Origin of the sequence: Allobosea thiooxidans, assembly GCF_900168195.1 — a bacterium.
Lineage (GTDB): Bacteria > Pseudomonadota > Alphaproteobacteria > Rhizobiales > Beijerinckiaceae > Allobosea > Allobosea thiooxidans.
In genome coordinates this window covers 320,160-346,173 of record NZ_FUYX01000003.1, presented here as the reverse complement: position 1 = coordinate 346,173, position 26,014 = coordinate 320,160, and the positions used below count along the sequence as shown (strand labels likewise).

Below are 26,014 nucleotides of genomic sequence, written 5' to 3'. Positions count from 1 at the left end.
CGAGAACAACGGAGGTTCCCATGACTGCAGCGCGCAAATTCGCCGCCGGCCTGGCCGAGATCGCCTCGCTCGGCGTCTTCCTCGGCATGATCTGGCTCTGGGCCGCTCTTCTCTCCGGCCCGCATGTCTGATCCTGGCAGGAGCGGCGCAGCCCGGCGCCGTCCACAGCCGGCCTGACGAGAGGCTATCGACGTGCGCCCCCGGCACGTCCCATAAGACAAGGGAACAGGCCAACGAGTCGTGCGGCGGCGGCAGGAGAAGGACATGGGACGGGAAGCAGGCGAGGCGCGCATCCTGTCGGAGATCGGTTTCGTCCATCTCCATGTCCATTCGAGCTATTCGCTGCTCGAAGGCGCGATGACCGTCTCGACGCTCGCCAAGATGGCGGCGGCCGACGGACAGCCGGCGTTGGCCCTGACCGATACCGACAATCTCTTCGGCGGCCTCGAATTCTCGGAGAAGCTCGCCGGATCAGGGCTCCAGCCGATCGCGGGCGTGCAGCTCTCCGTCGACTTCGCCGATGAGGGCGAGGGCAGCCGCAAGCCGGCGCAGCCGCAGCGCCTGCCGCATATCGTCCTGCTCGCCATGGACGAGGCCGGCTACGGCAACCTGATGAAGCTCGTCAGCGAGGCCGCGCTGGCGAGCGGCGGCGCGGGCCAGCCGATCACCACGGTCGAACGCCTTGCCGCCTATAATGCCGGGTTGATCGCCCTGACCGGCGGCCATGGCGGGCCGGTCGACACCGCGCTTCGCAACGGCCAGCTTCCGCAGGCGACCTCGCGCCTCGATACGCTCGCCGGCATCTATGGCGACCGGCTCTATGTCGAGCTCCAGCGCCATGGCCGCGAGAACGAGGCGGCGCTGGAGGCGCATCTGCTGCGGCTCGCCTATGATTCCGATCTGCCGATCGTCGCCACCAACGAGCCCTTCTTCGCCAAGCCCGCCGATTTCGACGCGCATGACGCGCTGCTGGCGGTGGCGGAGGGGCGGCTCGTCTCGGATGGCGAGCGCCGCCGCGTCACGCCCGAGCATTATTTCGCCTCGCGCGCCGAGATGCAGAAGCGCTTCGCCGATCTCCCGGAGGCGCTGTCGAGCACGATCGAGATCGCGATGCGCTGCCATTGGCGCGTCTCGACCCGCAAGCCGATCCTGCCGCGCTTCGGCGAGGAAGGCCGCGACGAGGCCGAGGAGCTGGAGGCGCAGGCCCGCGCCGGCCTTGCGGCGCGGATCGCCAAGCACGGCCCGGCCGAGGGCTACACCGTCGAGGACTACGACAAGCGGCTCGATTTCGAGCTCTCGATCATCACCCGGATGAAGTTCCCGGGCTACTTCCTGATCGTTTCGGACTTCATCAAATGGGCCAAGGCGCACGACATTCCGGTCGGGCCGGGCCGCGGCTCGGGCGCGGGCTCGCTCGTCGCCTATGCACTGACCATCACCGACGTCGACCCGCTGCGCTTCGGCCTGCTCTTCGAGCGCTTCCTCAATCCGGACCGCGTCTCGATGCCGGACTTCGACATCGACTTCTGCCAGAACCGGCGCGAAGAGGTGATCGAATACGTCAAGCATCATTACGGGCAGGAGCGCGTCGCCCAGATCATCACCTTCGGTACGCTGCTGGCGCGTGGCGTGCTGCGCGACGTCGGCCGCGTGCTGGAGATGCCCTACGGCCAGGTCGACAAGCTCACCAAGCTCGTGCCGCAGAACCCGGCCAAGCCGATCTCGCTGAAGGACGCCATCGAGGGCGAGCCCAAGCTGCAACAGGCCGCCGAGGAGGAGCCGATCGTCGCGCGGCTGCTCGAAATTGGCCAGAAGCTGGAAGGGCTTCACCGCCATGCTTCGACTCACGCCGCAGGCGTGGTGATCGGCGACCGGCCGCTGGAGCAGCTCGTCGCGCTCTCGGTCGATCCGCGCACCGGCATGCGCGTCACCCAGTTCAACATGAAATGGGTCGAGCAGGCCGGGCTGGTGAAGTTCGACTTCCTCGGCCTGAAGACGCTGACGACGCTGACCACGGCAGTGAAGCTCATCGCTCAGCGCGACATCCATATCGATCTCGCCCAGCTGCCCTTCGACGATCCGACGACCTACGCCATGCTGGCCCGTGGCGAGACGGTCGGCGTGTTCCAGGTGGAATCGGTCGGCATGCGCAAGGCGCTGGTCGAGATGAAGGCCGATCGCATCGAGGACCTGATCGCGCTGGTCGCGCTCTACCGTCCGGGCCCGATGGACAACATCCCGACCTATTGCCGCCGCAAGCTCGGCCTGGAGGATCCGACCTATCTCCATCCGGGCATGGAGCCCTACCTGCGCGAGACCCACGGCATCATCGTCTACCAGGAACAGGTGATGCAGGTCGCGCAGGCGCTCTCGGGCTATTCGCTCGGCGAGGCGGATCTTCTGCGACGCGCCATGGGCAAGAAGATCAAGGCGGAGATGGATGCCCAGCGCGATCGCTTCGTGAAGGGCGCGATCGAGAACAAGATCAAGAAGGAGACGGCGTCCGAGATCTTCGACCTGCTGGCGAAGTTCGCCGACTACGGCTTCAACAAGAGCCATGCCGCCGCCTATGCGGTGGTCGCCTTCCAGACCGCCTATCTCAAGGCGAACTACCCCGTCGAGTTCCTGGCCGCGTCGATGACGCTCGACATGGGCAACACCGACAAGCTCTCGGAATTCCGGCGAGATGCCGAGCGGCTCGGCATCAAGGTCGAGCGGCCGGCGATCAACCGCTCCGGCGTCGAGTTCGACGTGGCCGAGGGCAAGATCTTCTACGCGCTCGGCGCCATCAAGGGCGTCGGCCGGGCGGCGGTGGAATCAGTGGTGACGGCGCGCCAGTCGGGCGGCCCCTTCCGCGACCTTGCCGATCTCGCGCGCCGCATCGACACCAAGCTGGTCAATCGCCGTACGCTGGAAGCGCTCATCGCCGCCGGGGCGCTCGACGAGCTGGAGGAGGATCGCGCCCGCGCGATGGCGGCGATCGACGGCATGCTGGCGCTTTCGAACCGTGTCCGCGACGAAGCGGCCGCCGGCCAGTTCGATCTCCTCGGCGGCGGCGTGGTCCAGGAGGCGTTCCGCATCCCGCAGGTCGAGCCCTGGGCGCCGGCCGAGAAGCTCAAGCGCGAGCACGAGGCGGTCGGCTTCTTCCTCTCCGGCCACCCGCTCGATGATTACGAGCATGTACTGAAGCGCCTGCGGGTGCAGCGCTACGCCGATTTCGCCCAGACGGTGAAGGCCAATGGCACCGGCGTCGGCAAGGTCGCGGTCTCCGTGATCGACAAGTCGGAGCGACGCACCAAGTCGGGCAACAAGATGGGCATCGTCAACCTGTCGGACCCCAGCGGCCAGTTCGAGGCCGTGCTGTTCTCGGAAGGGCTGATGCGCTACCGCGACCTGCTGGAACCGGGCAGGGCGCTGGTGCTGCGCCTTTCCGCCGTGCTCGACGGCGAGGAGGTGCGCCCGCGTATCGAGGATGTCGAGGTGCTCGACGATCTCGCCTCGCGCCAGAAGCAGGACCTGCTGATCTATCTGCGCGACGACAAGGCCGTGGCCTCGATCGCCGAGCGCATCCGCCCGCGCGAGGCCGTGCGCGCCGAGGGCAAGGTCTCGATCGTGATGATTCTCGACGACGGCGCCCAGGAGGTCGAGATCGAGCTGCCGGGCAAGTTCCCGATCAACCAGCAGATCGCCAATGCGGTGCGTGCCGCGCCGGGCGTGGTCAGCGTCGAGCTGCGCTGACTTTCGGTGGACGGCAGGCGGACTCCGTCATGCTCGCCCTTGTGGCGAGCATCCACGTCTTGAACACCGCGCTCGACGAAGCAGGAGGTGGATGGTCGGGGCAAGCCCGACCATGGCGGGAGGCCCTGCGCCGGAAGAGGCAGGCAATACCGGCTTCCGTCTCATGCATGGCAGGCATGGTTTCCGTCTTGTCCCTGACAAGGCGCAGAGGCAGGTTGTTCCGACGTCAGGGAGGCGGCCCATGGCTGATCGGTTCGGGTTCGACAGGCGCGAGCTGATCGCCGGGGCGACGGTGCTGGCCGCGGCCGGAAACGCCAAGGCAGAGGAGACGCCCGTGGACAAGCCGGTTATCGACGAGCGCACCGTTCTCCTGGTCGTGGATGTCCAGAATGATTTCTGCCCGGGCGGCAGTCTGGCCGTCGCCGGGGGCGACGAGGTCGTTCCGGTCATCAACGCACTGGCGAAGCGCTTCCCCCATGTCGTGTTGACCCAGGACTGGCACCCGCCGGGGCATTCCTCCTTCGCCTCCAGCCATCCCGGCAGGAAGCCTTTCGAGCTCGTCCAGATGCCCTATGGCGGGCAGGTGCTCTGGCCGGATCACTGCGTGCAGGGGACGAAGGGGGCCGAGTTCCACGCCGGTCTCGATCTGCCGCATGCGCAGACCGTCATCCGCAAGGGCTATCGGCGCGAGGTCGACAGCTATTCCGGCTTCGTCGAGGCCGATCGCCGGACTTCGACCGGCCTGACCGGCTATCTGAGGGAACGTGGCATCCTGCGCGTGGTCATCGCCGGGCTGGCGACCGATTTCTGCGTGAACTGGACGGCGCAGGACGCGGCAAGGGCCGGCTTCGAGACCTATGTCGTCGAGGATGCCTGCCGCGCCATCGATCTCGAAGGCTCGCTCGCCAGGGCCTGGGCCGAAATGGCCGAGCTCGACGTGACGCGGATCAGGGCGAGCGATCTGCGGGGCTGACGAAGGGCCCGGCGCGGATGCCGGCCGTCAGGCTTCGACCGGTTTGAGCTGGGCCTGGACGCGATCGCGGCCGAGCCGCTTCGCCCGATAGAGTGCCTCGTCCGCCTCCGCGAGCAATTGATCGAGGCTCTTTCCGCGCAGATCGCTTTCGGCGACGCCGATGCTGAGCGTCGGTTGCTCCGGCAGATCCCTGAATGCGGCCAGCGCGTCCCTGAACACGCCGCGGATTCGCTCGGCGACCCGGACGGCCTCGCGCACGCCCACGCCGGGCAGGATGATGGCGAATTCGTCGCCGCCCTGCCGGGCGAGGATGTCGTCGCTGCGCAGCTGGCCCCGCACGGCGTCGGCGAACACCCGCAGGATTTCGTCGCCGGCGGCGTGGCCATGCGTGTCGTTGATGGCCTTGAAGTGATCGATGTCGACCAGCAGGATCGAGGCGCGCACCTCGTTCTGACGCAGGCCGCGCAGCCGCTGGTCGAGCCATTGCTCGACGCCGGAGCGGTTCATGGCGCCGGTCAGGGGATCGCGGCGGGCGAGCGCCGCCAGCATCCGGTTGGACCGTTCGGCGGCGAGCAGCAGCAGCGCCTGGCCGCGCAGGATGATGAAGGTCACGCCGGTCGCCGCGAGCCAGGCGTTGGCGCCTGCATCTCTTGGAAAGAGCGTGGTGCCGACCTGATCGAGCATGGCCAGGACGATGCGCCCGCAATAGATCACGACCGTCGGGGCGAAGAGGAGGGCGAGCAGCCAGGCGGAGCGCAGCTTCTCCTGCCGCCCGAGACGAATCGCCTCCCGAACGATGGCGGCGTCGCAGAAGGCCATCACCACGGCGACGATGATCACCCGCGCCGGAAAGCCTTGTTCGCCCGGCGAGAGCGCGAGCAGGATCCATACTGCGAGCAGCACGCTGCCGAAGCCGAACCAATGCAGCTCGCGCCCGCCGAAATGGCGGATGCCGAAGAGCAGCAGCAGGCAGCCGGCCAGCATCGCCGTATTGGCGAGCTCGACCGAGAACTGATCGGGAATCGTGTCGCGAAAGGCTGCGCCGAGCAGGCCGGCACCGATGCACAGGCTGCTCACGCCCCACCAGATCGGGCTGCGCGTGAACCGGCCGGTCGCGAAGGTCATCAGCTGTATCACGCCGATGAAGAAGCAGGTCAGCGCCCCGGTGACGAAGATCGTCCTGAGGTCGAGGATCAGTTCCATGGCGGCACGCCCGGTCGGCAGGCGCCGGGCCGGCCCGGCTTCTGCGGGCCGCTGCCGGCATGCGACGGGCGGGCGAGGTCTCCCCGGCGTCCATCTCCGCTTCCGATATCCTGTCCGGCCTGCATTGTCCCAGGTTGAGAAAGACGGTTGCAGCGACTAGTCAGGACGCGCTGGGGGGCGAGCATGATGGCATGCTTGGGGATCATAGTAGCCTGAGGATATCCAATATGATGTTTTATAAGTCGTTGATCGCAGCATCCGCCGTCGTGGTTCTAACCTCGGCTGCTCCCGCCTGGGCCCAGACTCAGGCCGACCAGCTGAAGGTCGCCTATCAGGCGGCCCGCAACCAGCTCGGCATTCTCGGCTATTGCGCCGAAAAGGGGCATATCGACGGCTCCGCCGTCGACGTGCAGAAGAAGCTGGTCGCCCTGATCCCGGCGCCGGCCGATGCCAGCGGCGGCGATGCCGCGGAGGCCGCGGGCCGCAAGGGCACGGTCTCGGCCATGGGCATGGAGCAGAACATCGAGGCCATCGCCAAGGCGCAGAACGGCACGCCGGCAACCTTCTGCAAGCAGATTGGCGATATGGTGAAGCAGATGGGCGCCAAGCTGCCGCAGTAAGGCGCGCACGGAACCGCAGGTTCCGCCGAAGACCATCCCGTGCGAGCCCTCGCGCGGGATTTTTCACCGGCCGTCACGGGTTTCTCCCACCGGCCGGCTTGCATTGCGGCGCCATCCCTTGTAAGGCGCACGCCATTCCACATGGAGCGCATCGCCTCTTTCTCATGAGGCGTTCCGGTGACGTGGCAGCTCATGCCTGTTCATTCGCGCTCCAGAGGCTCAACCGGAAGGACTAGAACACCATGGCTCTGCCTGATCTCTCCATGCGCCAGCTCCTCGAGGCCGGTGCCCATTTCGGCCACCAGGCGCATCGCTGGAACCCGAAGATGTCGCCCTACATCTTCGGCACCCGCAACAACATCCACATTCTCGACCTGTCGCAGTCGGTGCCGATGCTGCACCGCGCCCTGCAGGCGGTCTCGGACACCGTCGCCCGCGGCGGCCGCGTCCTCTTCGTCGGCACCAAGCGCCAGGCGCAGGACGCCATCGCCGACGCCGCCAAGCGTTCGGCCCAGTACTACGTCAACTCCCGCTGGCTCGGCGGCATGCTGACCAACTGGAAGACCATCTCGGCTTCGATCCAGCGCCTGCGCAAGGTCGAGGAGCTGCTCAACGGCGGCGGCACCGGCCTGACCAAGAAGGAGCGCCTGATGCTGTCGCGTGAGCGCGACAAGCTCGAGAAGGCTCTGGGCGGCATCAAGGACATGGGCGGCACGCCGGACATGATCTTCGTGATCGACACCAACAAGGAGCAGCTGGCGATCAAGGAGGCTCAGCGCCTCGGCATCCCGGTCGCCGCGATCGTCGACTCGAACTCGGATCCGGACGGCATCACCTTCCCGGTCCCGGCCAATGACGACGCCGGCCGCGCAATCCAGCTCTATTGCGACCTGATCGCCCGCTCGGCGATCGACGGCATCGGCCGCGCCTCGGGCGACCAGGGCATCGACGTCGGCGCCGCCGAGGCTCCGGTCGTCGAGGAGGCTCTCGAGCCGGCTGCCGCCGAAGGTCAGGTCTTCGAGACGCTGACCACGCCGCGCGGCGCGCCGGACGATCTGACCAAGCTCTCGGGCATGGGCCCGGACGCGGTCCAGAAGCTGAACGACGGCGGCATCTACCACTTCTGGCAGATCGCTGCGATGTCGCCGGCCGACGTGACCAAGGTCGATCACGACCTCAAGCTCGGCGGCAAGATCGAGCGCGAGGGCTGGGTCGCCCAGGCGCGCGAGCTCGCCGACGCGTAATGCAGGCCGCGTGATCGCGGCGCGTCATCGGCGCGTCGCAATCCGCCCCTCGATTTGACGCCGATCACGCCGACGGCCGGAAACGGAGCGTCGGCGTTTTCCCATACGGCGTCCGGACATAACGATCCGCGACCGGCCTCCCGGGCATGCGTCGCACCGACAGCAAGGACAGGACAGATGGCAGCGATCACCGCAGCACTCGTGAAGGAACTCCGCGACAAGACCGGCGCGGGCATGATGGACTGCAAGGCCGCGCTCTCCGCCAATGACGGCAACCTCGAGGCCGCCATCGACTGGCTGCGTGCCAAGGGCCTCTCCAAGGCCGCCAAGAAGGCCGGCCGCGTCGCCGCCGAGGGTCTCGTCGCCGTTGCCGTTCAGGGCAATGAGGGCGTGGTCGTCGAGGTCAACTCCGAGACCGACTTCGTCGCCCGCAACCCCGAGTTCCAGGCGCTCGCCAAGACCATCGCCGACGTTGCGCTCGAGCGTGGCGGCGACGTCGAGGCGCTGCTTGGCCATCACTATCCGGGCGGCGGCACCGTGCAGGACGCCATCGCCAACGCCATCGCCACCATCGGCGAGAACATGACGCTGCGCCGCGTTTCCTCGCTCAAGGTCTCCTCGGGCGTGGTCGGCTCCTATGTCCACGGCGCGATCGCCGACGGCCTCGGCAAGATCGGCGTCATCGTCGCGCTCGAGTCGACCGGCAAGGCCGATGAGCTCGCCGCGCTCGGCCGCCAGCTCGCCATGCATGTCGCGGCGACCAGCCCGGTCGCGCTCGACCTCGCCTCGGTCGCTCCCGAGGTGCTGGAGCGCGAGAAGGCGATCCTGGCCGAGAAGAACGCCGGCAAGCCCGCTCATGTCCTCGAGAAGATCACCGAGAGCGGCCTGAAGAGCTACGCCAAGGAATACTGCCTGCTCGATCAGGCCTATATCCATGACGGCTCGAAGTCGGTCTCGCAGGTGCTCAAGGAGATCGAGGGCAAGGTCGGCGCTCCCGTGAAGCTCACCGGTTTCGCCCGCTTCGCGCTCGGCGAGGGCATCGAGAAGGAAGAGCAGGACTTCGCGGCCGAGGTCGCTGCCGCCGGCGGCACCACGGCCTGACAAGTCCGCTTACGGATGAGAGAAAGGCCGCGCATCGCGCGGCCTTTTTTGTAGGAAGATAGGGTCGCGTCGAATCGCGGCCGGCCTGGAGCCTGTTCCGCAAGAGTGGAAACCACCTTTGCGATTGGGACATGCTCGATTTTTGATTTTGCGCGAGGTCTTCCCGTCCGGCTGAATCCAGCCGAGCGGAAAGCGCGCCAGCAACGACGGAGAGACATCGATGAGACCCCAACGCGTTCTCGTGAAGCTCTCCGGCGAAGCCCTTGCCGGCCCGCAGGGGACCGGCCTCGACGGCCTGACCCTGACCGAGCTTGCCGCCGATATCGCCCATGCCTCGCGCGAGGGCGTCGAGATCGGCATCGTCGTCGGCGGCGGCAACTTCTTCCGCGGCGTCCAGGGCCTCAACAAGGGCCTCGACCGCACCACCGCCGATTCGATCGGCATGCTCGGCACGGTGATGAACGCGCTCGCGCTGGAGCACGCCATCGAGGCGGCCGGCGCCCCGGCGCGCGCCATGTCGGCGGTGCCGATGCCCTCGCTCTGCGAGAGCTATGCCCGCAAGCGCGCGCTCGATCATCTCAGCAACGGCAAGGTCGTCATCCTCGGCGGCGGCACCGGCAACCCGTACTTCACCACCGACACCGGCGCGGCTCTGCGCGCGGCGGAGCTCGGCTGCAGCCATCTGCTCAAGGCGACGCAGGTCGATGGCGTCTATACGGCCGATCCGAAGAAGGATCCGACCGCGACCCGCTACGACACGCTGACGCATGAGGACGCGATCAAGCGCGACCTCAAGGTGATGGACACCGCCGCCTTCGCGCTGGCGCGCGACGCGAGCCTGACGATCGTCGTCTTCTCGATCGCCGAGAAGGGCGCGCTGGCTGCCGTGCTGCGCGGCGAGGGCAGGGCGACCTACGTCACCCCCTGAACCGCGCCGGCGCGCCGCAGCAGGCCTTGCTCGAAACGCGCCTTCAGTCGTCATTGCGGGCGCAGCGAAGCTGGATTGCTTCGTCGCCTTGCTCCTCGCAATGGCGGGGGGGCTCCTAGTAGGTTCGCCAGATGCCGGGCGTCATGAGCTCGAGCAGGTGACCGTCGGGATCGCGGAAATAGAGGCTCTTGCCGCCGCGGTCCCACGCCATGCGCCCCTCGATGGCGATGTCGAGCTCTTCCAGTTTCCTCTCCCAGGCCTCCAACTCGCCGCTGTCGACCGCGAAGGCGATGTGCAGCGGCCCGCTGCCGTCATGCGGCGGAATGCTGCCATTGGCCGAGCTCTGGGTCTGCTGCGCCGCGCCGCGCCGGAACAGCAGCAGCACGGTCGCGCCCCCGACGTCATAGGCGTAGAGGATGGGGGTCTTGAGCAGCGGCGCGAGGCCGAGCTTGCCTTCGTAGAAATCGTGGGCGCGTTCGAGGTCGTCGACATAGAGCGCGGTCTCGACGATGCGGTTCAGCTGGGGCACGTGGTTCCTCCGTGGTTCGTCGCCGGCGACGCTGGCTTGCGGCCGGGCAACGCTCTAGAGTGAGATGGGTATTCGGAAGCGGCGGACGAGTCCGCGCGGCCGCTTCCCCAGGTGAACGGCCCGCTTGGCGGCTTCCCCCTTGCCCAATCCGGGGGAACATGCTGTTCGGGCATGTAATTCTTGACCCTGCGCGGCACCGCCGCCATGGTCGCGCCGATTTTGGATTATCTGCAAGGTCCCGATTGAAATGGCCCAGACGACGTTCGACCTCGCTGACATCAAGCGCCGCATGGCCGGCGCCGTGCAGTCCTTCAAGAGCGATCTCGCCTCGCTGCGCTCCGGCCGCGCCTCGGCCAACATGCTCGACCCGATCACGGTCGAGGCTTATGGCGCCCGCACGCCGCTGAGCCAGCTCGCCACGGTCTCGGTGCCCGAGCCGCGCCTGCTCAGCGTGCAGGTTTGGGATCGTTCGATGGTCAACGCGGTCGACAAGGCGATCCGCGAATCCGATCTCGGCCTCAACCCCCAGACCGAGGGCCAGGTGCTGCGCATCCGCATCCCGGAGCTCAACGAGCAGCGCCGCAAGGAGATGGTCAAGGTCGCGCATAAATACGCCGAGGATTCGAAGGTCGCGGTGCGCCATGTCCGGCGCGACGGTCTCGACGTCGTCAAGAAGCTCGAGAAGGACGGCGACATGACCAAGGACGACGCCACCCGCCAGTCCGATCTGGTCCAGAAGGCGACCGACCAGCACATCGCCGAGATCGACCAGGCACTTGCGGCAAAGGAAAAGGAAATCCTTCACGTCTGACCCGTCGCGCGGGTCGTCCCGCGTCTTTCCGGCCGCAGCCGAGCGAGGCTCATCAGCATGTCATCTGGCCAGCGCGAGGCAGGCGTGCCCAACCCGTCCCATGTCGCCATCATCATGGACGGGAACGGGCGCTGGGCGCAGATGCGCGGCCTGCCGCGGCAGGAGGGGCACCGGCGCGGCCTCGAGGCGCTGCGCCGCACGGTCCGCAACGCCAGCGAACTCGGGATCTCCGTCCTGACGCTCTACAGCTTCTCGACGGAGAACTGGCGCCGCCCCTATGCCGAAGTCTCCTTCCTGATGGGGTTGCTCAAGCATTTCGTCGAGAAGGACCTGGCCGAGCTCGCTGCCGCCAATGTCCGCGTTCGGGTCATCGGCAATCGCGACGATCTCGCGGCCGACCTGCGGCGGCTCGTCGAGCATGCCGAGATCAAGACCCGCGACAACACCGGCCTCGTGCTGGTGATCGCCTTCAACTACGGCTCGCGCGACGAGATCGTGCGCGCGGCGCGCGGCCTGGCGGCGGATGCCGCCGCCGGGCGGATCGATCCCGCCGCGATCGACGACGAGATGCTGGCGCGCCGTCTCGACACCCATGGCCTGCCCGATCCCGAGCTGGTGATCCGCACCTCCGGCGAGACGCGGATCTCGAATTTCCTGCTCTGGCAGGCGGCCTATGCCGAATTCGTTTTCGCCCCGGTGATGTGGCCGGATTTCGATCGCGCCGCCTTCGAGGACGCGCTGGCCCAGTACCGGCAGCGGGACCGTCGCTTCGGCGGCGTCGCGGCCCCGGCCGATCGCAGCGTAGGCGTCGCGTGAATGGCCCCGCTCCAGCGGCGCCGACGGGCCGGGGCGAGCTGAGGCTCCGGGTCGTCTCGGCGCTGGTCCTGGCGACGCTGGTGCTGCTCGCCACGGCCTGGGGCGGCTGGCCCTTCCGCGTCCTCTGGGTGCTGGTCGCCGGCCTCGTCGCCTATGAATGGCTCGCCATCGTCAGCCGCGGCAATGCGATCCCTGCCGGAATCGGCGTCGTCGCCGCCGGCTTCGCCCTGGCTTTCTCGCCGGCGAGCCCGGCCGCGCTCGCCGGCGCGGCCGCCGCCGCTGCGCTGCTCGGCGCGCTCGCCACCCCCTTCGTGCGTTCGCGGCTGGCGCTGGAGCTCTGCGGCGTCGCCTATGCACTCGCCTTCGCGCTCGTCACCCCGGCCCTGCGCGACCTGCCGGGCATCGGCCTTGCGCTGATCCTGTGGAGCTTCGCGGTCGTCTGGCTCACCGACATCGCCGCCTATTTTACCGGGCGCCGCCTCGGCGGCCCGAAGCTGATGCCGGCCGTCAGCCCGAAGAAGACCTGGTCCGGCGCCATCGGCGGCGCACTCGCCGGCATGATCGGCGGCTATCTGGTCTGGCGATCGGTGCCGGCCCTCGCCGGGCTGACCGCGGCCGGGCCGGTGATCGCCGCCTCCTTTGCGGGCTCCGTCGTCAGCCAGGCCGGCGATCTGTTCGAATCCGCCCTGAAGCGCCGCTTCGACACCAAGGATTCGAGCAAGCTCATCCCGGGCCATGGCGGCTTCCTCGACAGGCTCGACGGCTATTGGGCGGTGCTGGTGCTCGCCGGCCTTGCCCTTTTCGCGATCCATCTCGACATCTGATCCGATGCCGCTGCGCAATGTGACCCTTCTCGGAGCGACCGGCTCCGTCGGACGTTCGGTTCGCGACGTGGTCGCCGAGAATCCGGACCGGCTCTCGATCGCGACGGTCGTCGGCGGCCGCGATGCGCAAGCTCTCGCACAGGTCGCGATCGAGGTCGGCGCGTCCTTCGCCGCGCTGGCGGAGGAGGACGCCGGCCCGCTGCTCCGGGAGGCGCTGGCCGGAACCGGAATCGCCAGCGGCGCCGGGCGCGACGCGGTGCTGGAGGCGGTAGCCCGCCCTGCCGACATCGTCGTCAGCGCGATCTCGGGTTCGGCCGGCCTCGAGGCCACCTTCGCCGCGCTCGCGCCGGGGCGGGTGATCGCGCTCGCCAACAAGGAAAGCCTGGTTTGCGCCGGCGAGGCGGTAATGGCGCGCGTCGCCGAGGTCGGTGCGCAGCTGCTGCCGCTCGATTCCGAGCATAACGCGCTCTTCCAGGTCTTGGGCGCGGAGCCGCTGGCGGCTGTCCGCAGCATGACGCTGACCGCCTCCGGCGGCCCGTTCCGGAGCTGGAGCGCCGAGCGCATCGCGGCCGCCGGCCCGGAGCAGGCGCTGAAGCATCCGAACTACGCGATGGGCGCCAAGATCAGCGTCGACTCCGCCAGCATGATGAACAAGGGCCTCGAACTCATCGAGGCTCGTTTCCTCTTCGGGTTGGAGGCCGGGCAGCTCGACGTGCTGGTCCATCCGCAGCAACTCGTCCACGGCCTCGTCACCTTCCGCGACGGCTCGGTCAGCGCCGGGATGGCGGTGCCGGACATGCGGGTCGCTGCGGCCCATTGCCTCGGCGTCGACGGCCGGCTCGACGCGCCCGCCGCCCGCTTTCTCGATCTCGCCGCGGCCGGAACGCTTACCTTCGAAAAGCCGGATCTCGTCCGCTTCCCCGCGCTCGGCCTCGCCATGGCGGCCCTGCGGGAGGGCGGCGCCATGCCCGCTATCCTCAATGCCGCCAATGAGGTCGCCGTCGCGGCCTTCCTCGCCGGCCGGCTTCGCTTCCCCGGCATCGCCGCACTGGTCGAGGCCGTCTGCGCCGCGACGCCGGGCGGATGCGATGCGCCGCGCGACGTTGGCACCGCGCTCGCCATTGACCAAGATTCCAGACGGCGCGCCGCCTCGCTCTTGTCGCAAGCATCCTTCACTGTCACTTAAAGCCGGATCCGGTCGGGGCTGATGCGACCCGATCGGCGCGCGCTGCTGCGCGAGGAACGGGAGATCTCGATGGAATTCGCGGCTTCGCTTTGGAACGGTGGATATTTTCTGCTGGGCTATCTGCTGCCATTCCTCTTCGTGCTCACCGTCGTCGTCTTCGTGCACGAGCTCGGCCATTTCCTGGTCGGGCGCTGGTGCGGCGTCGACGTCAAGACGTTCTCGATCGGCTTCGGCCGCGAGCTGTTCGGCTTCAACGACCGGCATGGAACGCGCTGGCGCTTCGCGCTGATCCCGCTCGGCGGCTACGTCAAGTTCTCGGGTGACGCCGATGCTGCGAGCGCGCCGGACATGGCGGGCGTCGCGCGGATGACGCCGCAGGAGCAGGCGCGCTCCTTCCCGGCCCAGTCGATCGGGGAGCGGGCTGCCATCGTCGCCGCCGGCCCGATCGCGAATTTCCTCCTGGCGATCCTGATCTTCGCCGGCACGGCGTTCTTCTTCGGCAAGCAGGTGCTGATGCCGCGCGTCGACGCTGTCGTCGCCGACAGCGCCGCCGAGCGCGCCGGGCTGAAGCCGGGCGACCTCGTTCTGTCGATCGACGGGCAGCCGATCGAGAGCTTCTCGGACATGCAGCGCATCGTCTCGGGCCGCCCGGACGAGCGCCTGGAGATCACGGTCGAGCGCGCCGGCGGCACGGTGACGCTGCCGGTCACCCCGGCGCTCTCCGAGATGAAGACGCCCGTCGGCACCCAGCGCATCGGCGTGATCGGCGTCAAGGCTTCGGCCCGGCCCGAGGATATCAGGACCCGCCATTTCGGCCTGGTCGAATCCGCCCGAACCGGCGTGACCGAGACCTGGTTCGTGGTGTCCCGGACCTATGACTACATCGCCAAGCTGGTCCGGGGGCGGGAATCCGTCGACCAGCTCTCGGGTCCGATTCGGATCGCGCAGGTCTCCGGCATCGTGGCCTCGAATGGCGGCCTGCTGGCGCTGATCAATCTCGCCGCGGTCCTCTCCGTCTCGATCGGGCTGATGAATCTCCTGCCGGTGCCGATGCTCGATGGCGGCCACCTGATGTTCTACCTCTACGAGGCGCTGCGCGGCCGCCCGCTCAGCCCCCGTGCGCAGGAGATCGGCTTCCGCCTCGGGCTGGCGCTGGTGCTCATGCTGATGCTGTTCGTGACGTGGAACGACCTCGTTCACGTCCGTGGTTTGCTCTGAAAACGCCCTGCAGCGCGCGCTTTGCGTCGGAATCGCGACAGCGCGCGTGGCTCCCCCGCAACGAGACCGTTAAAAATACTTTATTAACGACGATGGCGGTTTGCACCCTGCGGGAAACTTTGTAGAAGCGATTGAACTGCAATGTCCCCGTGCCGTCGTCTTTTGGCGACGGTCCCCGTATGGGGTGGTGACCATAGATATGGAATAGGCGACCCGATGACGTCGACCCAACAGAGCCGGACGATCAGGATGCGGCTCTCTCGATCGATCGGACTTTCGGCTTTGATTCTGGCCGTGAGTGGTGGCGTGGCTTTCGCGCAGGCTGTGGTCGTCCACGGCAATCAGCGCGTCGATGCCGAGACGATTCGCTCCTACGCCGTCGGGCGGGAGAACCCGCAGGAGATTCGCGAGAGCCTCCTGGCGACCGGGCTGTTCAGCAACGTTCAGGTCAGCCGCCGCGGCTCCCAGATCGTGGTTTCGGTGAAGGAGCAGGGTGGCACGGTCAACCGCGTCGCCTTCGAGGGTAACCGCCGCCTGAAGGGCGAGCAGCTCGGGACGCTGGTGCAGACCCGTGCGGGCGGGCCGGTGAGCCAGTCTCTGATCGATGCAGACGTCGAGCGCCTGCGCGAGGCTTATCGCCGCGCCGGCTACGGGCTGTCCTCGGTCAGCGGCCGCATCGCTCCGCTGCCGAACGGCCGCCAGGACGTGGTCTTCACCATCAACGAGAGCGGCAAGACCGGCATCAAGTCGATCAATTTCAGCGGCAACCAGGCTTATTCCGCCGGTCGCCTGCGCGGCCTGATGAACTCGACGGAATCGAACTTCCTGAGCTTCATCAAGACGTCCGACGTCTATGATCCGGACAAGATCAATTCCGACCTCGACCTCATCCGTCGCTTCTATCTCAAGAACGGCTATGCCGACTTCCAGGTCGTGAACCAGTCCGCGCGCTTCGACGAGGCCGCCGGCGGCTGGGTCGTCGATATCCAGATCGAGGAAGGTCAGCAGTACAAGGTCGGCAACGTCACCGTCGATTCCGCGCTGCGCGACATCGATCCGGGTGCGCTGCAGCGCTACGTCGCGACCTCGACCGGCGATACCTACAATGCCGAGGCGGTCGAGAAGTCGCTGGTGGCGCTCACCACCGAGGTCGCGCGCCGCGGCCATGCCTTCGCCCAGGTCCGTCCGCGCGGCGATCGCGATGCTTCCGGCGCGCAGATCGGCATCACCTACGTCGTCGACGAAGGGCCGCGCGTCTATGTTGAGCGCATCAATGTGCGCGGCAACACCCGTACCCGTGACTATGTGGTCCGCCGCGAGCTCGATCTGGGCGAGGGCGATGCCTACAACAAGGTCATGATCGACCGGGCCGAGCGTCGCCTCAACAACCTCGGCTTCTTCACCAAGGTTCGCATCACCAACGAGCCCGGCTCCGCGCCGGACCGCGTGGTCGTCAACATCGACGTCGAGGACAAGGCGACCGGCTCTTTCTCGGTCGCCGGCGGCTACTCGACCTCGGACGGCGTCATCGGCGAGATCTCGCTGTCGGAGTCGAACTTCCTCGGCCGCGGCCAGTTCGTCCGCATCGCCGGCACGCTCGGCGAGCGTACGCAGGGCATCGATTTCTCCTTCACCGAGCCGTACTTCCTCGGCTACCGCGTGGCGGCTGGTATCGACCTGTTCTCGAAGTTCAACGACAACTACAACACCGGCCGCTTCGAGAGCCGCGTGACGGGCGGTCAGGTCCGCTTCACCTTCCCGATCACGGAAGAGTTCTCGATCACGCCGCGATACTCGCTCTATCAGACCGAGATCGACATCCCGAACGAGATCAGCCGTCCCTATAACGACTGTACCTATCCGATCCCGGGCGTGACGCCGACGGGCGGCGCGAACGTGCCGTTCAACTGCGTGACCAACGGCGAGGCGACGGTGGCGGTCAAGGAGGCCCAGGGCAACACCCTGACCTCGCTGGTCGGCCTGAACTTCAACTACAACTCGCTCGACAACGTGCAGAACCCGCGCAACGGCTTCGTCGCGGAGCTGAAGCCGGAATTCGCCGGCCTGGGCGGCGACTCGAAGTTCCTGCGTGTCGCGGCGGATGCCCGCTACTACCGCGAGATCTTCGACGACGTCGTCGGCTTCCTGCGCGTCCAGGGCGGTCACGTCCAGGCGACCAGCGGCAATCTGCGGATGGTCGATCACTACTTCCTCGGCCCGTCGCTGGTTCGCGGCTTCGCGCCGTCCGGCATCGGCCCGCGCGACGTGCTCAACGACCCGACGGCCAACGCGGTCGGTGGCACGACCTATTTCGGCGGCACGGTCGAGCTGCAGTTCCCGATCTGGGGCCTGCCGCGCGATCTCGGCCTGCGCGGCGCGGTCTTCGCGGATGCCGGTACGCTGTTCAACTACGACGGCGGATCGAGCGCGATCACGAACCCGGCTTTCGGCGGCTGCCCGGCGGGATCGACCGCTCGCCAGTACAATGTCGTGACCGGCGGCGCCCAGTCGAACATCGGCTGTATCCGCGACAAGAACATCATGCGCTCGTCGGTCGGCGTCAGCCTGCTCTGGCAGTCGCCGCTCGGCCCGATCCGGTTCGACTATGCCTACGCCCTCACCAAGGACGATGGGCAGTGGGGCATCAACCCGCAGACCGGCATCGCTGGGAAGTACGGCGGCGACCGGCTCCAGGCGTTCCGTTTCTCGGGTGGTACCCGCTTCTGACGCAGCGGGGCCTCGCGCCCCGCTCCGGACCTGATCATGGCAGAGCCAGTTTTCTTTCCGTTCGCGACCTCGCTGGACTTCGGCGAGGTCGCAACCATTTCCGGGACGACGCTGCCTGACGGCGCGCCCATGGACCGCAGGATCGAGGGCGCCGCGGCGCTCGAGACGGCCGGGCCGTCCGATCTCGCCTATATGGACAACCCGAAATACACCGAGGCGCTGGCCGCGACGAAGGCGGGCCTGTGCCTGGTCTCGCCGCGCTTCGCCGACCGGGTGCCCGCGGGCACGGTGGTGCTGGTGTCGCCGGCGCCCTACCACGCCTTCGCCAAGGTGCTGGCCCGGGTCTTCCCGTCGGCGCTGAAGCCCGAATCCGCCTTCGCGGCGCAGGGCGTCGCGCCGGGCGCCGTCGTCCATGCGACCGCCGTGCTCGAGCCCGGCGTGACGGTCGACCCCGGTGCGGTGATCGGTCCGGGTGCCGAGATCGGGGCCGGGACGGTGGTGGCGGCCAATGCGGTCATCGGCCCGCAGGTCCGGATCGGCCGGAACTGCTCGATCGGGGCGGGCAGCTCGATCCAGGCCGCGCTGATCGGCAACCGCGTGATCGTCCATCCCGGCGCCCGCATCGGGCAGGACGGCTTCGGCTTCGCGATGAGCCCGAAGGGGCACATGAAGGTGCCGCAGATCGGCCGCGTCATCGTCCAGGACGATGTCGAGATCGGCGCCAACAGCTGCATCGACCGCGGCGCCAGCCGCGACACGGTGATCGGCGAGGGCACCAAGATCGATAACCTCGTCCAGATCGGCCATAACTGCGTCATCGGGCGGCATTGCGTGATCTGCGCCCAGGTCGGCCTGGCGGGTTCGTCCACGCTCGAGGACTTCGTCGTGCTCGGCGGGCAGGTCGGCCTGGCCGGGCATCTCGTGATCGGGGCTGGTGCCCAGATCGCCGCGCAGAGCGGCGTCGCCGGCGACGTGCCGCGCGGCGCCCGTTACGGCGGCTACCCGGCCCAGCCGGCGCTGAGCTGGGCGCGCGAGACGGCGATGCTCAAGAGCCTGCTCGCCAAGCGGGGACGCAAGAGCGACGCGCCGGAAGGCTGATGCCGAGGACTTCTGGCGCCGCCGGCGGGCTTCTTCCCGAAGGCGGCGGCAGATTTATGTTGCCGAGACCGACCGGTTTCCGGCAAAGCGACGGAAGACTTTGGAATTGCTGCCGATTGCCGAATTCGTTTCGCGGTCGCGGCCGATGGTTTGAATGCAGGCGCTGCCCGCGATGGCGCGCAGGAGAAGATTGAGATGAGCGAGGCGACGACGGCGCTGGGCGTGATCGACATTCAGAAGATCATGGCCTGCATCCCCCACCGCTATCCGTTTCTCCTGGTCGACCGGGTCGTGGAGATCAATGGCGACGATTCAGGCGTCGGCATCAAGAACGTCACCGTCAACGAGCCGCAGTTCACCGGTCATTTCCCGGAGCGCCCGGTTTTCCCGGGCGTGCTGATGATCGAGGCGATGGCGCAGACGGCCGGCGTGCTCGTGGTGAACGCCCGCGGCGTCGGCGAGGAACAGGTCAAGACGGTGCTCTTCACCACCATCGACAAGGCCAAGTTCCGCAAGCCGGTCATCCCGGGCGACACGCTGCGTTTCCACCTGACCAAGCTGGCCCGCAAGCGCAATATCTGGTTCTACCGCGGCGAGGCGCGCGTGGACGGGGCGTTGGTGGCCGAGGCCGAGATCTCGGCCATGGTCGTCTGAGCGGCCTGAGGCATTGAGCGCCCGGACGAAATCGCGATGAGCTCCTCCATCCATCCCATGTCGGTCGTGGACCCCAAGGCGCAGCTGGGCGCCGGGGTGAAGATCGGTCCGTTCTGCACTGTCGGCCCCGATGTCGTCCTGGGGGACGGGGTCGAGCTGATCAGCCACGTGTCCGTGGCCGGTCGTACCACGGTCGGCCCGCGCACGCGGATCTATCCCTTCGCCTCGATCGGCCATCCGCCGCAGGACGTGAAATATAACGGCGAGCCTTCGACGCTGACGATCGGCGCCGAATGCCAGATCCGCGAAGGCGTCACCATGAATCCCGGCACCGAGGGCGGGGGCATGGTCACGAGCGTCGGCGACCGCTGCTTCTTCCTGGCCAACTCCCATGTCGGCCATGACAGCCGGCTCGGCAACAACATCATCTTCTCGAACAATGTGATGTGCGCCGGGCATGTCACCGTCGGGAACTTCGTCATCGTCGGCGGCGGCGCCGGCCTGCAGCAGTTCATCCGGATCGGCGATCACGCCTTCATCGGTGGCGGCGCCGGGGTGCTGGCCGACGTCATTCCCTTCGGCACGGTACGCGACAATCCGGCCCATCTGGTCGGGTTGAATCTGATCGGCCTCAAGCGCCGCGGCTTCACGCGCGAGCAGATCCACGAACTGCGCCGTGCCTATCGTCTGCTCTTCGCCGACGAGGGCACGTTGACCGAGCGCGTCGACGATGTTGCGGCGGAATTCGCCTCGCACCCGTTGATCCACGAGATCCTCGACTTCATCAGGGAAGGCGGCGAGAAGGCGCTGTGCATGCCGCATGACGTCTCCCCCGTAGAGAGGTGAGCGGGGGCGCCCAGGAGCGCGGCCCGCTCGTGATGATCGCGGGCGGCGGCGACTATCCCGTCCAGCTCGCCCGCATCCTCGCCGGCCGGGGCGAACGGCCCTTCATTGCCGCGCTCGACGGCGCCGCCGATCCCGAGGCGTTCGGCGGCGATGCCGACATCCGGCGCTACCGCCTCGGGCAGCTCGGCTCGCTGCTCGATGAGCTTCGCCAGCGGCAGATCGTCGACATCGTCATGCTCGGGGCGCTGCCGCGCCCGAGCTTCGGGGCCTTGCGCCCGGAGATGTCGACGCTGAAATACCTGCCGCATTTTGCCAAGGCGTTTCAGGGCGGGGACGACCACCTGCTGCGCGGCGTCGTCAGCTTCTTCGAGCAGCAGGGCTTCCGCGTCCACGGCCCCGCGCAGATCGCCCCCGAGCTGACGGCCCCGTCCGGTCCGGTCGGCCGCCGCCAGCCCAGCGCGACGCAGCGGGAACTGCTGGAGCACGGCTTTTCGCTGCTGAAGGCTCTGTCGCCTTTCGATGTCGGGCAGGCCGCGATCCTGGCGGACCACCGGGTCGTCGCGATCGAGGCGGCCGAGGGCACGGACGCCATGATCCAGCGCGTCGCCGATCTTGTCGCCGGCGGCCGGCTCAAGATCGGCAAGGGCGACGGCGTGCTGGTGAAGCTGCCCAAGACCGGGCAGGACCTGCGGGTCGACATGCCCGCCATCGGTCCCGACACATTGCGCAATATCGCGGCTGCGGGCCTCGCCGGGATTGGCCTCAGGGCCGGCGAGGTTCTGGTCGGGGATCGGGCCGCGCTCGGCCGTCTCGCCGACCAGCTCGGCCTCTTCGTCGAGGGCGTCGCCTGATGCGGCCCCTCAAGCTCGCGATCATCGCGGGGGAGGCGTCTGGCGACGCCCTGGCGCTGCGCTTCCTTGCAGCATTGCGCGACCGGCTCGGCGAGCGGCCGCTGGAACTGCGCGGCGTCGGCGATCACGGTCTGCCCGAGGCCGGGCTCGTGCCGTTCTTTCCGCAGGCCGATATCGCGGTGATGGGCTTCAGCCCGGTCGTCGCCCGCCTGCCGCTGCTGCTGCGGCGGATGGAGGACGCGGCGCGTGGCGTCGTGGCCTTCGAGCCCGATCTCCTGCTGACGATCGACAGTCCCGATTTCTGCCTGCGTGTCGCGAAGAAGGTCCGGGCGCGGGCGCCGCAGATCCCGATCGTGCACTGGGTCTGCCCGAGCGTCTGGGCCTGGCGGTCGGGGCGGGCACGCCGGATGGCGCCGCATGTCGACCGGATCCTGGCCCTGCTGCCTTTCGAGCCCGCGGCTCTCGCCCGGCTGCATGGCCCCGAGACGGTTTATGTCGGCCATCCGTTGATGGAGCGCCTCGGCGAGCTGCGGCCGGATGCGGAGGAGCAGCGCCGCCGCGACGATGCTGTGCGGCCCGAGGTGCTGATCCTGCCCGGCAGCCGCCGCTCCGAGATCCATCATCTGATGCCGGTCTTCGGTGAGGCCGTCGCCCGGGTGGCAGCGGCGATTCCCGGAGCGCGCTTCCTTCTCCCGGCCGTCACCCGTCTGCAGCCGATGATCGCCGAGGCAGCGGCGCGCTGGCCGGTGGCGCCTGAGATCGTCAGCGGCGAGGCCGGCAAGCTCGCGGCCTTCCGGCGCGCCCGCGCCGCGCTCGCGGCCTCCGGGACGGTGACCCTCGAGCTCGCCTTGTCCGGCGTGCCGACGGTTGCCGCCTATCGCGGTGCCGCCTGGGAGGCGATCCTGGCCCGGCGCCTCGTCAAGCTGCCGAGCGTGATCCTGCCCAATCTGATCCTGGGCCGGAGCGTTGTGCCGGAGTTCATTCAGGACGACGCGACCGCCGAAGCCCTGGCGGGACAGCTGCTGGCCGCCCTTGCCGACGGACCCGCGCGGCAGCAGCAGCTCGACGGCTTCGTCGAGGTCGAGGCTCTGATGCGCTCGGCCGGGCCGAGCCCGGCGGCCAATGCCGTCGATGCGGCGCTGGCGTTGCTGCCCGCCGGGCGGGTCGGCTGACAGGACGGCACACGGCGCCGTCCGCCACGGTCGGCCTTGTCCCGACCATCCACGTCTTCAGCGATATGATGGAGTGTCCAAGACGTGGATGCTCCCCACAAGGGCGGGCATGACGACCGTGCCGCCCATGAAAAAAGGCGCGGGGCTTTCGCCGCGCGCCTTTCCGAATGGTCGTTGCCGCTGGGCTCAGCGGCGGCCGATCGGCGTGTAGTCGCGCTGCGCGGCGCCGGTGTAGAGCTGGCGCGGGCGGCCGATCTTCTGGGACGGATCCTCGATCATCTCCTTCCACTGCGCGATCCAGCCGACGGTGCGCGCGACGGCGAAGAGCACCGTGAACATCGAGGTCGGGAAGCCCATCGCCTTCAGCGTGATGCCCGAATAGAAGTCGATGTTCGGGTAGAGCTTCTTCTCGATGAAGTACTCGTCGTTGAGCGCGATGCGCTCCAGCTCGATCGCGACGTCCAGCAGCGGGTCGTCCTTGATGCCGAGCTCGTTGAGCACCTCATGCGTGGTCTTCTGCATGATCTTGGCGCGCGGATCGTAGTTCTTGTAGACCCGGTGGCCGAAGCCCATCAGGCGGAACGGATCGTTCTTGTCCTTCGCCTTGGCGATGTATTTCGGGATGTTCTCGACGGTCCCGATCTCCTCGAGCATCTTCAGCGCCGCCTCGTTGGCGCCGCCATGGGCGGGGCCCCACAGGCAGGCCGTGCCGGCCGCGATGCAGGCGAAGGGGTTGGCGCCCGACGAGCCGGCGAGGCGCACCGTCGAGGTCGAGGCGTTCTGCTCGTGGTCGGCGTGCAGGATGAAGATGCGGTCGAGCGCGCGGGAGAGCACCGGGTTGACCTTGTACTCCTCGGCCGGCACCGCGAAGCACATGCGCAGGAAGTTCGAGGTGTAGTCCAGCGAGTTCAGCGGATACACGAAGGGCTGGCCGACGAAGTACTTGTAGGCCATCGCCGCCAGCGTCGGCACCTTCGCGACCATACGCATCGAGGCGATCATGCGCTGGTGCGGGTCCGAGATGTCGGTCGAGTCATGGTAGAAGGCCGACATCGCGCCGATCGAGCCGACCATCACCGCCATCGGGTGCGCGTCGCGGCGGAAGCCCTGGAAGAAGCGGGCCATCTGCTCGTGCACCATGGTGTGGCGCGTGACGCGATAGTCGAAATCCGCCTTCTGCGCGGCGGTCGGCAGCTCTCCGTAGAGCAGCAGGTAGCAGGTCTCGAGGAAGTCGCCGTGCTCGGCGAGCTGCTCGATCGGGTAGCCGCGATAGAGCAGCACGCCCTTGTCGCCGTCGATATAGGTGATCTGCGACTCGCAGCTCGCCGTCGAGGTGAAGCCGGGATCGTAGGTGAACATGCCCGTTTGGGCATAGAGCTTGCCGATGTCGATGACGGCGGGGCCGACCGACCCCTCCTTGATCGCCATGTCGACGGTCTTGTCGCCGACCTGGAGCTGGCTGGTGTTTCCGCTCATCGATACCGATCCTTTCAAGGCTCGCTGCTGTTCAGCACCTGTTTCGCCTTGTTGCGCTTTCGCGCTGAGCATCTCTCATCCGCAGGCCACGATAGAGCGAGGGTGTGTCGGAGGAGACGGCAGGCAATCCATGTGACTGATTTACAAGCAATATTCATGCCCGTCCGCGATGGCGCGGCGCAACGCACTTGCGCGTCACTAGACCATTTGCCCAGCGCATTCAACCGAGCCAAAAGGCGGCCGGAACCGCGTCCGGTTCATATCCTCGCGAGCAGGCCGCCCCTTGCCGGACGGGCCCGTTTCGAGCCTTGGAGACGCGGGGTTGCGGGGGCCGTCATTGCGAGCGAAGCGAAGCAATCCAGCGGCCGCAGGGCTCTTCGTCTTCCTGGATTGCTTCGCTGCGCTCGCAATAACGATATTCGGTAGCCGGAGCGCGGCCGGCGTTCACGCGGCCTGATCGGCGAGGCGCGCCAGCGTCTCGTCGCGGCCGAGCACGGCCATCACGTCGAACAGCCCCGGCGACATCGCCCGGCCGGTCAGCGCGGCGCGCAGGGGCTGCGCCGCCTGGCCGAGCTTGAGCCCGCTCTCCTCGACATAGGCGCGCACCGCCGCTTCCAGCGGCGCCGGCGACCACTCGGTGACGGCGGCGAGCTTCGCCGCGATCTGGGACAGTCGCTGGCGAGCCGCCTCGTCGAGCAGGCCCTTGGCCTTCTCGTCGAGCTGCAGCGGGCGCTGGGCATAGAGATAGAAGGCGCTGTCGAGCAGCTCGACCAGCGTCTTGGCCCGCTCCTTCAGCCCCGGCATGGCGGCGAGGAACTTCGCTTCCAGCTCGGGCGAGAGGGCGGTGCCGACGCCGCGCGCCGGGCCGATCTCGGGCAGGATCACCTTCAGCGCGTCGAGCAGTTCCCGGTCGCTCGACTGGCGCATATAGAGCCCGTTGAGGTTCTCCAGCTTGGCGTAGTCGAACCGCGCCGGCGAGCGGCCGATCGAGGACAGGTTGAAGGCGTCGATCATCTCCTGGGTCGAGAAAACCTCCTGGTCGCCATGGCTCCAGCCGAGGCGCACCAGATAGTTGCGCAGCGCTGCCGGCAGATAGCCCATCGCGCGATAGGCATCGATGCCGAGGGCGCCGTGGCGCTTCGAGAGCTTGGCGCCATCAGGTCCGTGGATCAGCGGGATATGCGACATGCTGGGGACATCCCAGCCGAGCGCATTGTAGATCTGGGTCTGGCGGGCGGCGTTGGTCAGGTGATCGTCGCCGCGGATGACATGGGTCACGCCCATGTCGTGATCGTCGACCACCACGGCGAGCATATAGGTCGGCGTGCCGTCCGAGCGCAGCAGCACGAGGTCGTCGAGATTCTCGTTCTGCCAGACGACCCGGCCCTGGACCTCGTCGTTCACCACGGTCTCGCCAGTCTGCGGCGCCTTGAGGCGGATGACCGGCTTGGCGCCTTCCGGGGCCGTCGCCGGGTCGCGGTCGCGCCAGCGCCCGTCATAGCGCAGCGGCTTGCCCTCGGCGCGGGCCTTCTCGCGCATCTCCTCGAGCTCCGCGGGCGTGGCGTAGCAGTAATAGGCCTTGCCGGCGGCGAGCATCTGCTCGGCGACCTCGCGGTGCCGGGCGGCGCGCTGGAACTGGTAGACGGTCTGGCCGTCCCAATCGAGGCCGAGCCATTCCAGCCCGTCGAGGATCGCGGCGATGGCGGCATCGGTCGAGCGTTCGCGGTCAGTGTCCTCGATGCGCAGCAGCATCGTGCCGCCATGCCGGCGGGCATAGAGCCAGTTGAACAGCGCGGTGCGGGCCCCGCCGATATGCAGGAACCCGGTGGGCGAGGGCGCAAAGCGCGTGACGACGGCGTTGCTCATGGGAGGCGACTCCGACCGGGCGGGGGACCGTCCGGGGCAAGATAGGGGAAACGGCGCAGGTCGCGACATGACAACCGGCGCGCGCCCTGTAACATGGCTCGGCCGGAAAGGTTAAGCGTTCAATCGCAGCGCC

General features: G+C 67.9%; 21 protein-coding genes. 17 read left to right on the top strand and 4 right to left on the bottom strand.

From position 1 onward, the window contains the following. Positions 1 to 264: 264 nt before the first annotated feature. Both dnaE and pncA read left to right on the top strand, forming a co-directional pair. Complete coding sequence (gene dnaE, locus B5Y19_RS07490) at positions 265 to 3,738, top strand: DNA polymerase III subunit alpha (protein WP_055727534.1); 3,474 nt, start codon at positions 265 to 267, stop codon at positions 3,736 to 3,738. A gap of 241 nt (positions 3,739 to 3,979) precedes the next feature. After that, entirely contained in the window at positions 3,980 to 4,711 is a 732-nt protein-coding gene (gene pncA, locus B5Y19_RS07485; RefSeq protein WP_079591293.1) for a bifunctional nicotinamidase/pyrazinamidase, read from the top strand. Positions 4,712 to 4,738: 27 nt separating this feature from the next. Here the strand turns inward: pncA and B5Y19_RS07480 are convergent, their stop codons facing one another. Continuing rightward, the gene (locus B5Y19_RS07480; RefSeq protein WP_055727535.1) at positions 4,739 to 5,914 is read right to left on the bottom strand and encodes a GGDEF domain-containing protein; all 1,176 of its coding nucleotides are present in this window, start codon (positions 5,912 to 5,914) and stop codon (positions 4,739 to 4,741) included. Positions 5,915 to 6,141: 227 nt separating this feature from the next. On the opposite strand from B5Y19_RS07480, the gene B5Y19_RS07475 reads away from it, so the two are divergent. The 4 genes from B5Y19_RS07475 to pyrH all read left to right on the top strand — a co-directional run bounded on the left by B5Y19_RS07475 (position 6,142) and on the right by pyrH (position 9,807). Then, on the top strand, positions 6,142 to 6,534 hold the full coding sequence (locus B5Y19_RS07475; protein ID WP_244555512.1) for a pore-forming ESAT-6 family protein: 393 nt from the start codon (positions 6,142 to 6,144) through the stop codon (positions 6,532 to 6,534). Between the two features lie 242 nt (positions 6,535 to 6,776). Beyond that, positions 6,777 to 7,778, top strand: coding sequence for a 30S ribosomal protein S2 (locus B5Y19_RS07470; protein ID WP_055727536.1), 1,002 nt, complete (start codon positions 6,777 to 6,779; stop codon positions 7,776 to 7,778). A 177-nt stretch (positions 7,779 to 7,955) separates the two neighbouring features. After that, the gene (gene tsf / locus B5Y19_RS07465; RefSeq protein WP_055727537.1) at positions 7,956 to 8,879 is read left to right on the top strand and encodes a translation elongation factor Ts; all 924 of its coding nucleotides are present in this window, start codon (positions 7,956 to 7,958) and stop codon (positions 8,877 to 8,879) included. Positions 8,880 to 9,099: 220 nt separating this feature from the next. After that, entirely contained in the window at positions 9,100 to 9,807 is a 708-nt protein-coding gene (gene pyrH / locus B5Y19_RS07460) for a UMP kinase (RefSeq protein WP_055727538.1), read from the top strand. A gap of 115 nt (positions 9,808 to 9,922) precedes the next feature. Here the strand turns inward: pyrH and B5Y19_RS07455 are convergent, their stop codons facing one another. After that, complete coding sequence (locus tag B5Y19_RS07455; protein WP_055727539.1) at positions 9,923 to 10,336, bottom strand: VOC family protein; 414 nt, start codon at positions 10,334 to 10,336, stop codon at positions 9,923 to 9,925. 247 nt (positions 10,337 to 10,583) lie between these two features. Between B5Y19_RS07455 and frr the strand changes: the two genes are divergently transcribed. The 11 genes from frr (at position 10,584) to lpxB (ending at position 22,539) form a co-directional block, all read left to right on the top strand. After that, positions 10,584 to 11,147, top strand: a complete 564-nt coding sequence (gene frr, locus B5Y19_RS07450; RefSeq protein ID WP_055727540.1) for a ribosome recycling factor — start codon at positions 10,584 to 10,586, stop codon at positions 11,145 to 11,147. Between the two features lie 57 nt (positions 11,148 to 11,204). Beyond that, positions 11,205 to 11,963, top strand: a complete 759-nt coding sequence (locus B5Y19_RS07445; RefSeq protein ID WP_055727541.1) for an isoprenyl transferase — start codon at positions 11,205 to 11,207, stop codon at positions 11,961 to 11,963. Then, on the top strand, positions 11,960 to 12,787 hold the full coding sequence (locus B5Y19_RS07440) for a phosphatidate cytidylyltransferase (RefSeq protein WP_079591292.1): 828 nt from the start codon (positions 11,960 to 11,962) through the stop codon (positions 12,785 to 12,787). The genes B5Y19_RS07445 and B5Y19_RS07440 overlap by 4 nt, the downstream gene beginning before the upstream one ends. Positions 12,788 to 12,791: 4 nt before the next feature. Continuing rightward, entirely contained in the window at positions 12,792 to 13,973 is a 1,182-nt protein-coding gene (gene dxr / locus B5Y19_RS07435; protein WP_055726996.1) for a 1-deoxy-D-xylulose-5-phosphate reductoisomerase, read from the top strand. Between the two features lie 69 nt (positions 13,974 to 14,042). After that, the gene (gene rseP, locus B5Y19_RS07430; RefSeq protein WP_055727053.1) at positions 14,043 to 15,191 is read left to right on the top strand and encodes an RIP metalloprotease RseP; all 1,149 of its coding nucleotides are present in this window, start codon (positions 14,043 to 14,045) and stop codon (positions 15,189 to 15,191) included. A 216-nt stretch (positions 15,192 to 15,407) separates the two neighbouring features. Continuing rightward, positions 15,408 to 17,918: an outer membrane protein assembly factor BamA gene (gene bamA / locus B5Y19_RS07425; protein ID WP_055726997.1), complete on the top strand. Its 2,511-nt coding sequence runs from the start codon at positions 15,408 to 15,410 to the stop codon at positions 17,916 to 17,918. A 36-nt stretch (positions 17,919 to 17,954) separates the two neighbouring features. Then, on the top strand, positions 17,955 to 19,016 hold the full coding sequence (gene lpxD / locus B5Y19_RS07420) for a UDP-3-O-(3-hydroxymyristoyl)glucosamine N-acyltransferase (protein WP_055726998.1): 1,062 nt from the start codon (positions 17,955 to 17,957) through the stop codon (positions 19,014 to 19,016). A 195-nt stretch (positions 19,017 to 19,211) separates the two neighbouring features. After that, complete coding sequence (gene fabZ, locus B5Y19_RS07415) at positions 19,212 to 19,670, top strand: 3-hydroxyacyl-ACP dehydratase FabZ (protein ID WP_055726999.1); 459 nt, start codon at positions 19,212 to 19,214, stop codon at positions 19,668 to 19,670. Between the two features lie 36 nt (positions 19,671 to 19,706). Continuing rightward, entirely contained in the window at positions 19,707 to 20,516 is an 810-nt protein-coding gene (gene lpxA, locus B5Y19_RS07410; protein ID WP_055727000.1) for an acyl-ACP--UDP-N-acetylglucosamine O-acyltransferase, read from the top strand. Continuing rightward, entirely contained in the window at positions 20,513 to 21,367 is an 855-nt protein-coding gene (locus B5Y19_RS07405) for an LpxI family protein (RefSeq protein ID WP_156367010.1), read from the top strand. The genes lpxA and B5Y19_RS07405 overlap by 4 nt, the downstream gene beginning before the upstream one ends. Continuing rightward, positions 21,367 to 22,539 carry a lipid-A-disaccharide synthase gene (lpxB, locus tag B5Y19_RS07400; RefSeq protein ID WP_055727002.1) on the top strand — a complete coding sequence of 391 codons (1,173 nt, stop codon included), beginning with the start codon at positions 21,367 to 21,369 and terminating at the stop codon, positions 22,537 to 22,539. Before B5Y19_RS07405 ends, lpxB begins: the two co-directional genes overlap by 1 nt. Positions 22,540 to 22,725: 186 nt before the next feature. Here lpxB and gltA read toward each other — a convergent pair whose 3' ends face one another. Next, positions 22,726 to 24,015, bottom strand: coding sequence for a citrate synthase (gene gltA, locus B5Y19_RS07395; RefSeq protein ID WP_055727003.1), 1,290 nt, complete (start codon positions 24,013 to 24,015; stop codon positions 22,726 to 22,728). A gap of 444 nt (positions 24,016 to 24,459) precedes the next feature. After that, positions 24,460 to 25,881, bottom strand: a complete 1,422-nt coding sequence (gene gltX / locus B5Y19_RS07390) for a glutamate--tRNA ligase (RefSeq protein WP_055727004.1) — start codon at positions 25,879 to 25,881, stop codon at positions 24,460 to 24,462. Between the last annotated feature and the right edge of the window lie 133 nt (positions 25,882 to 26,014).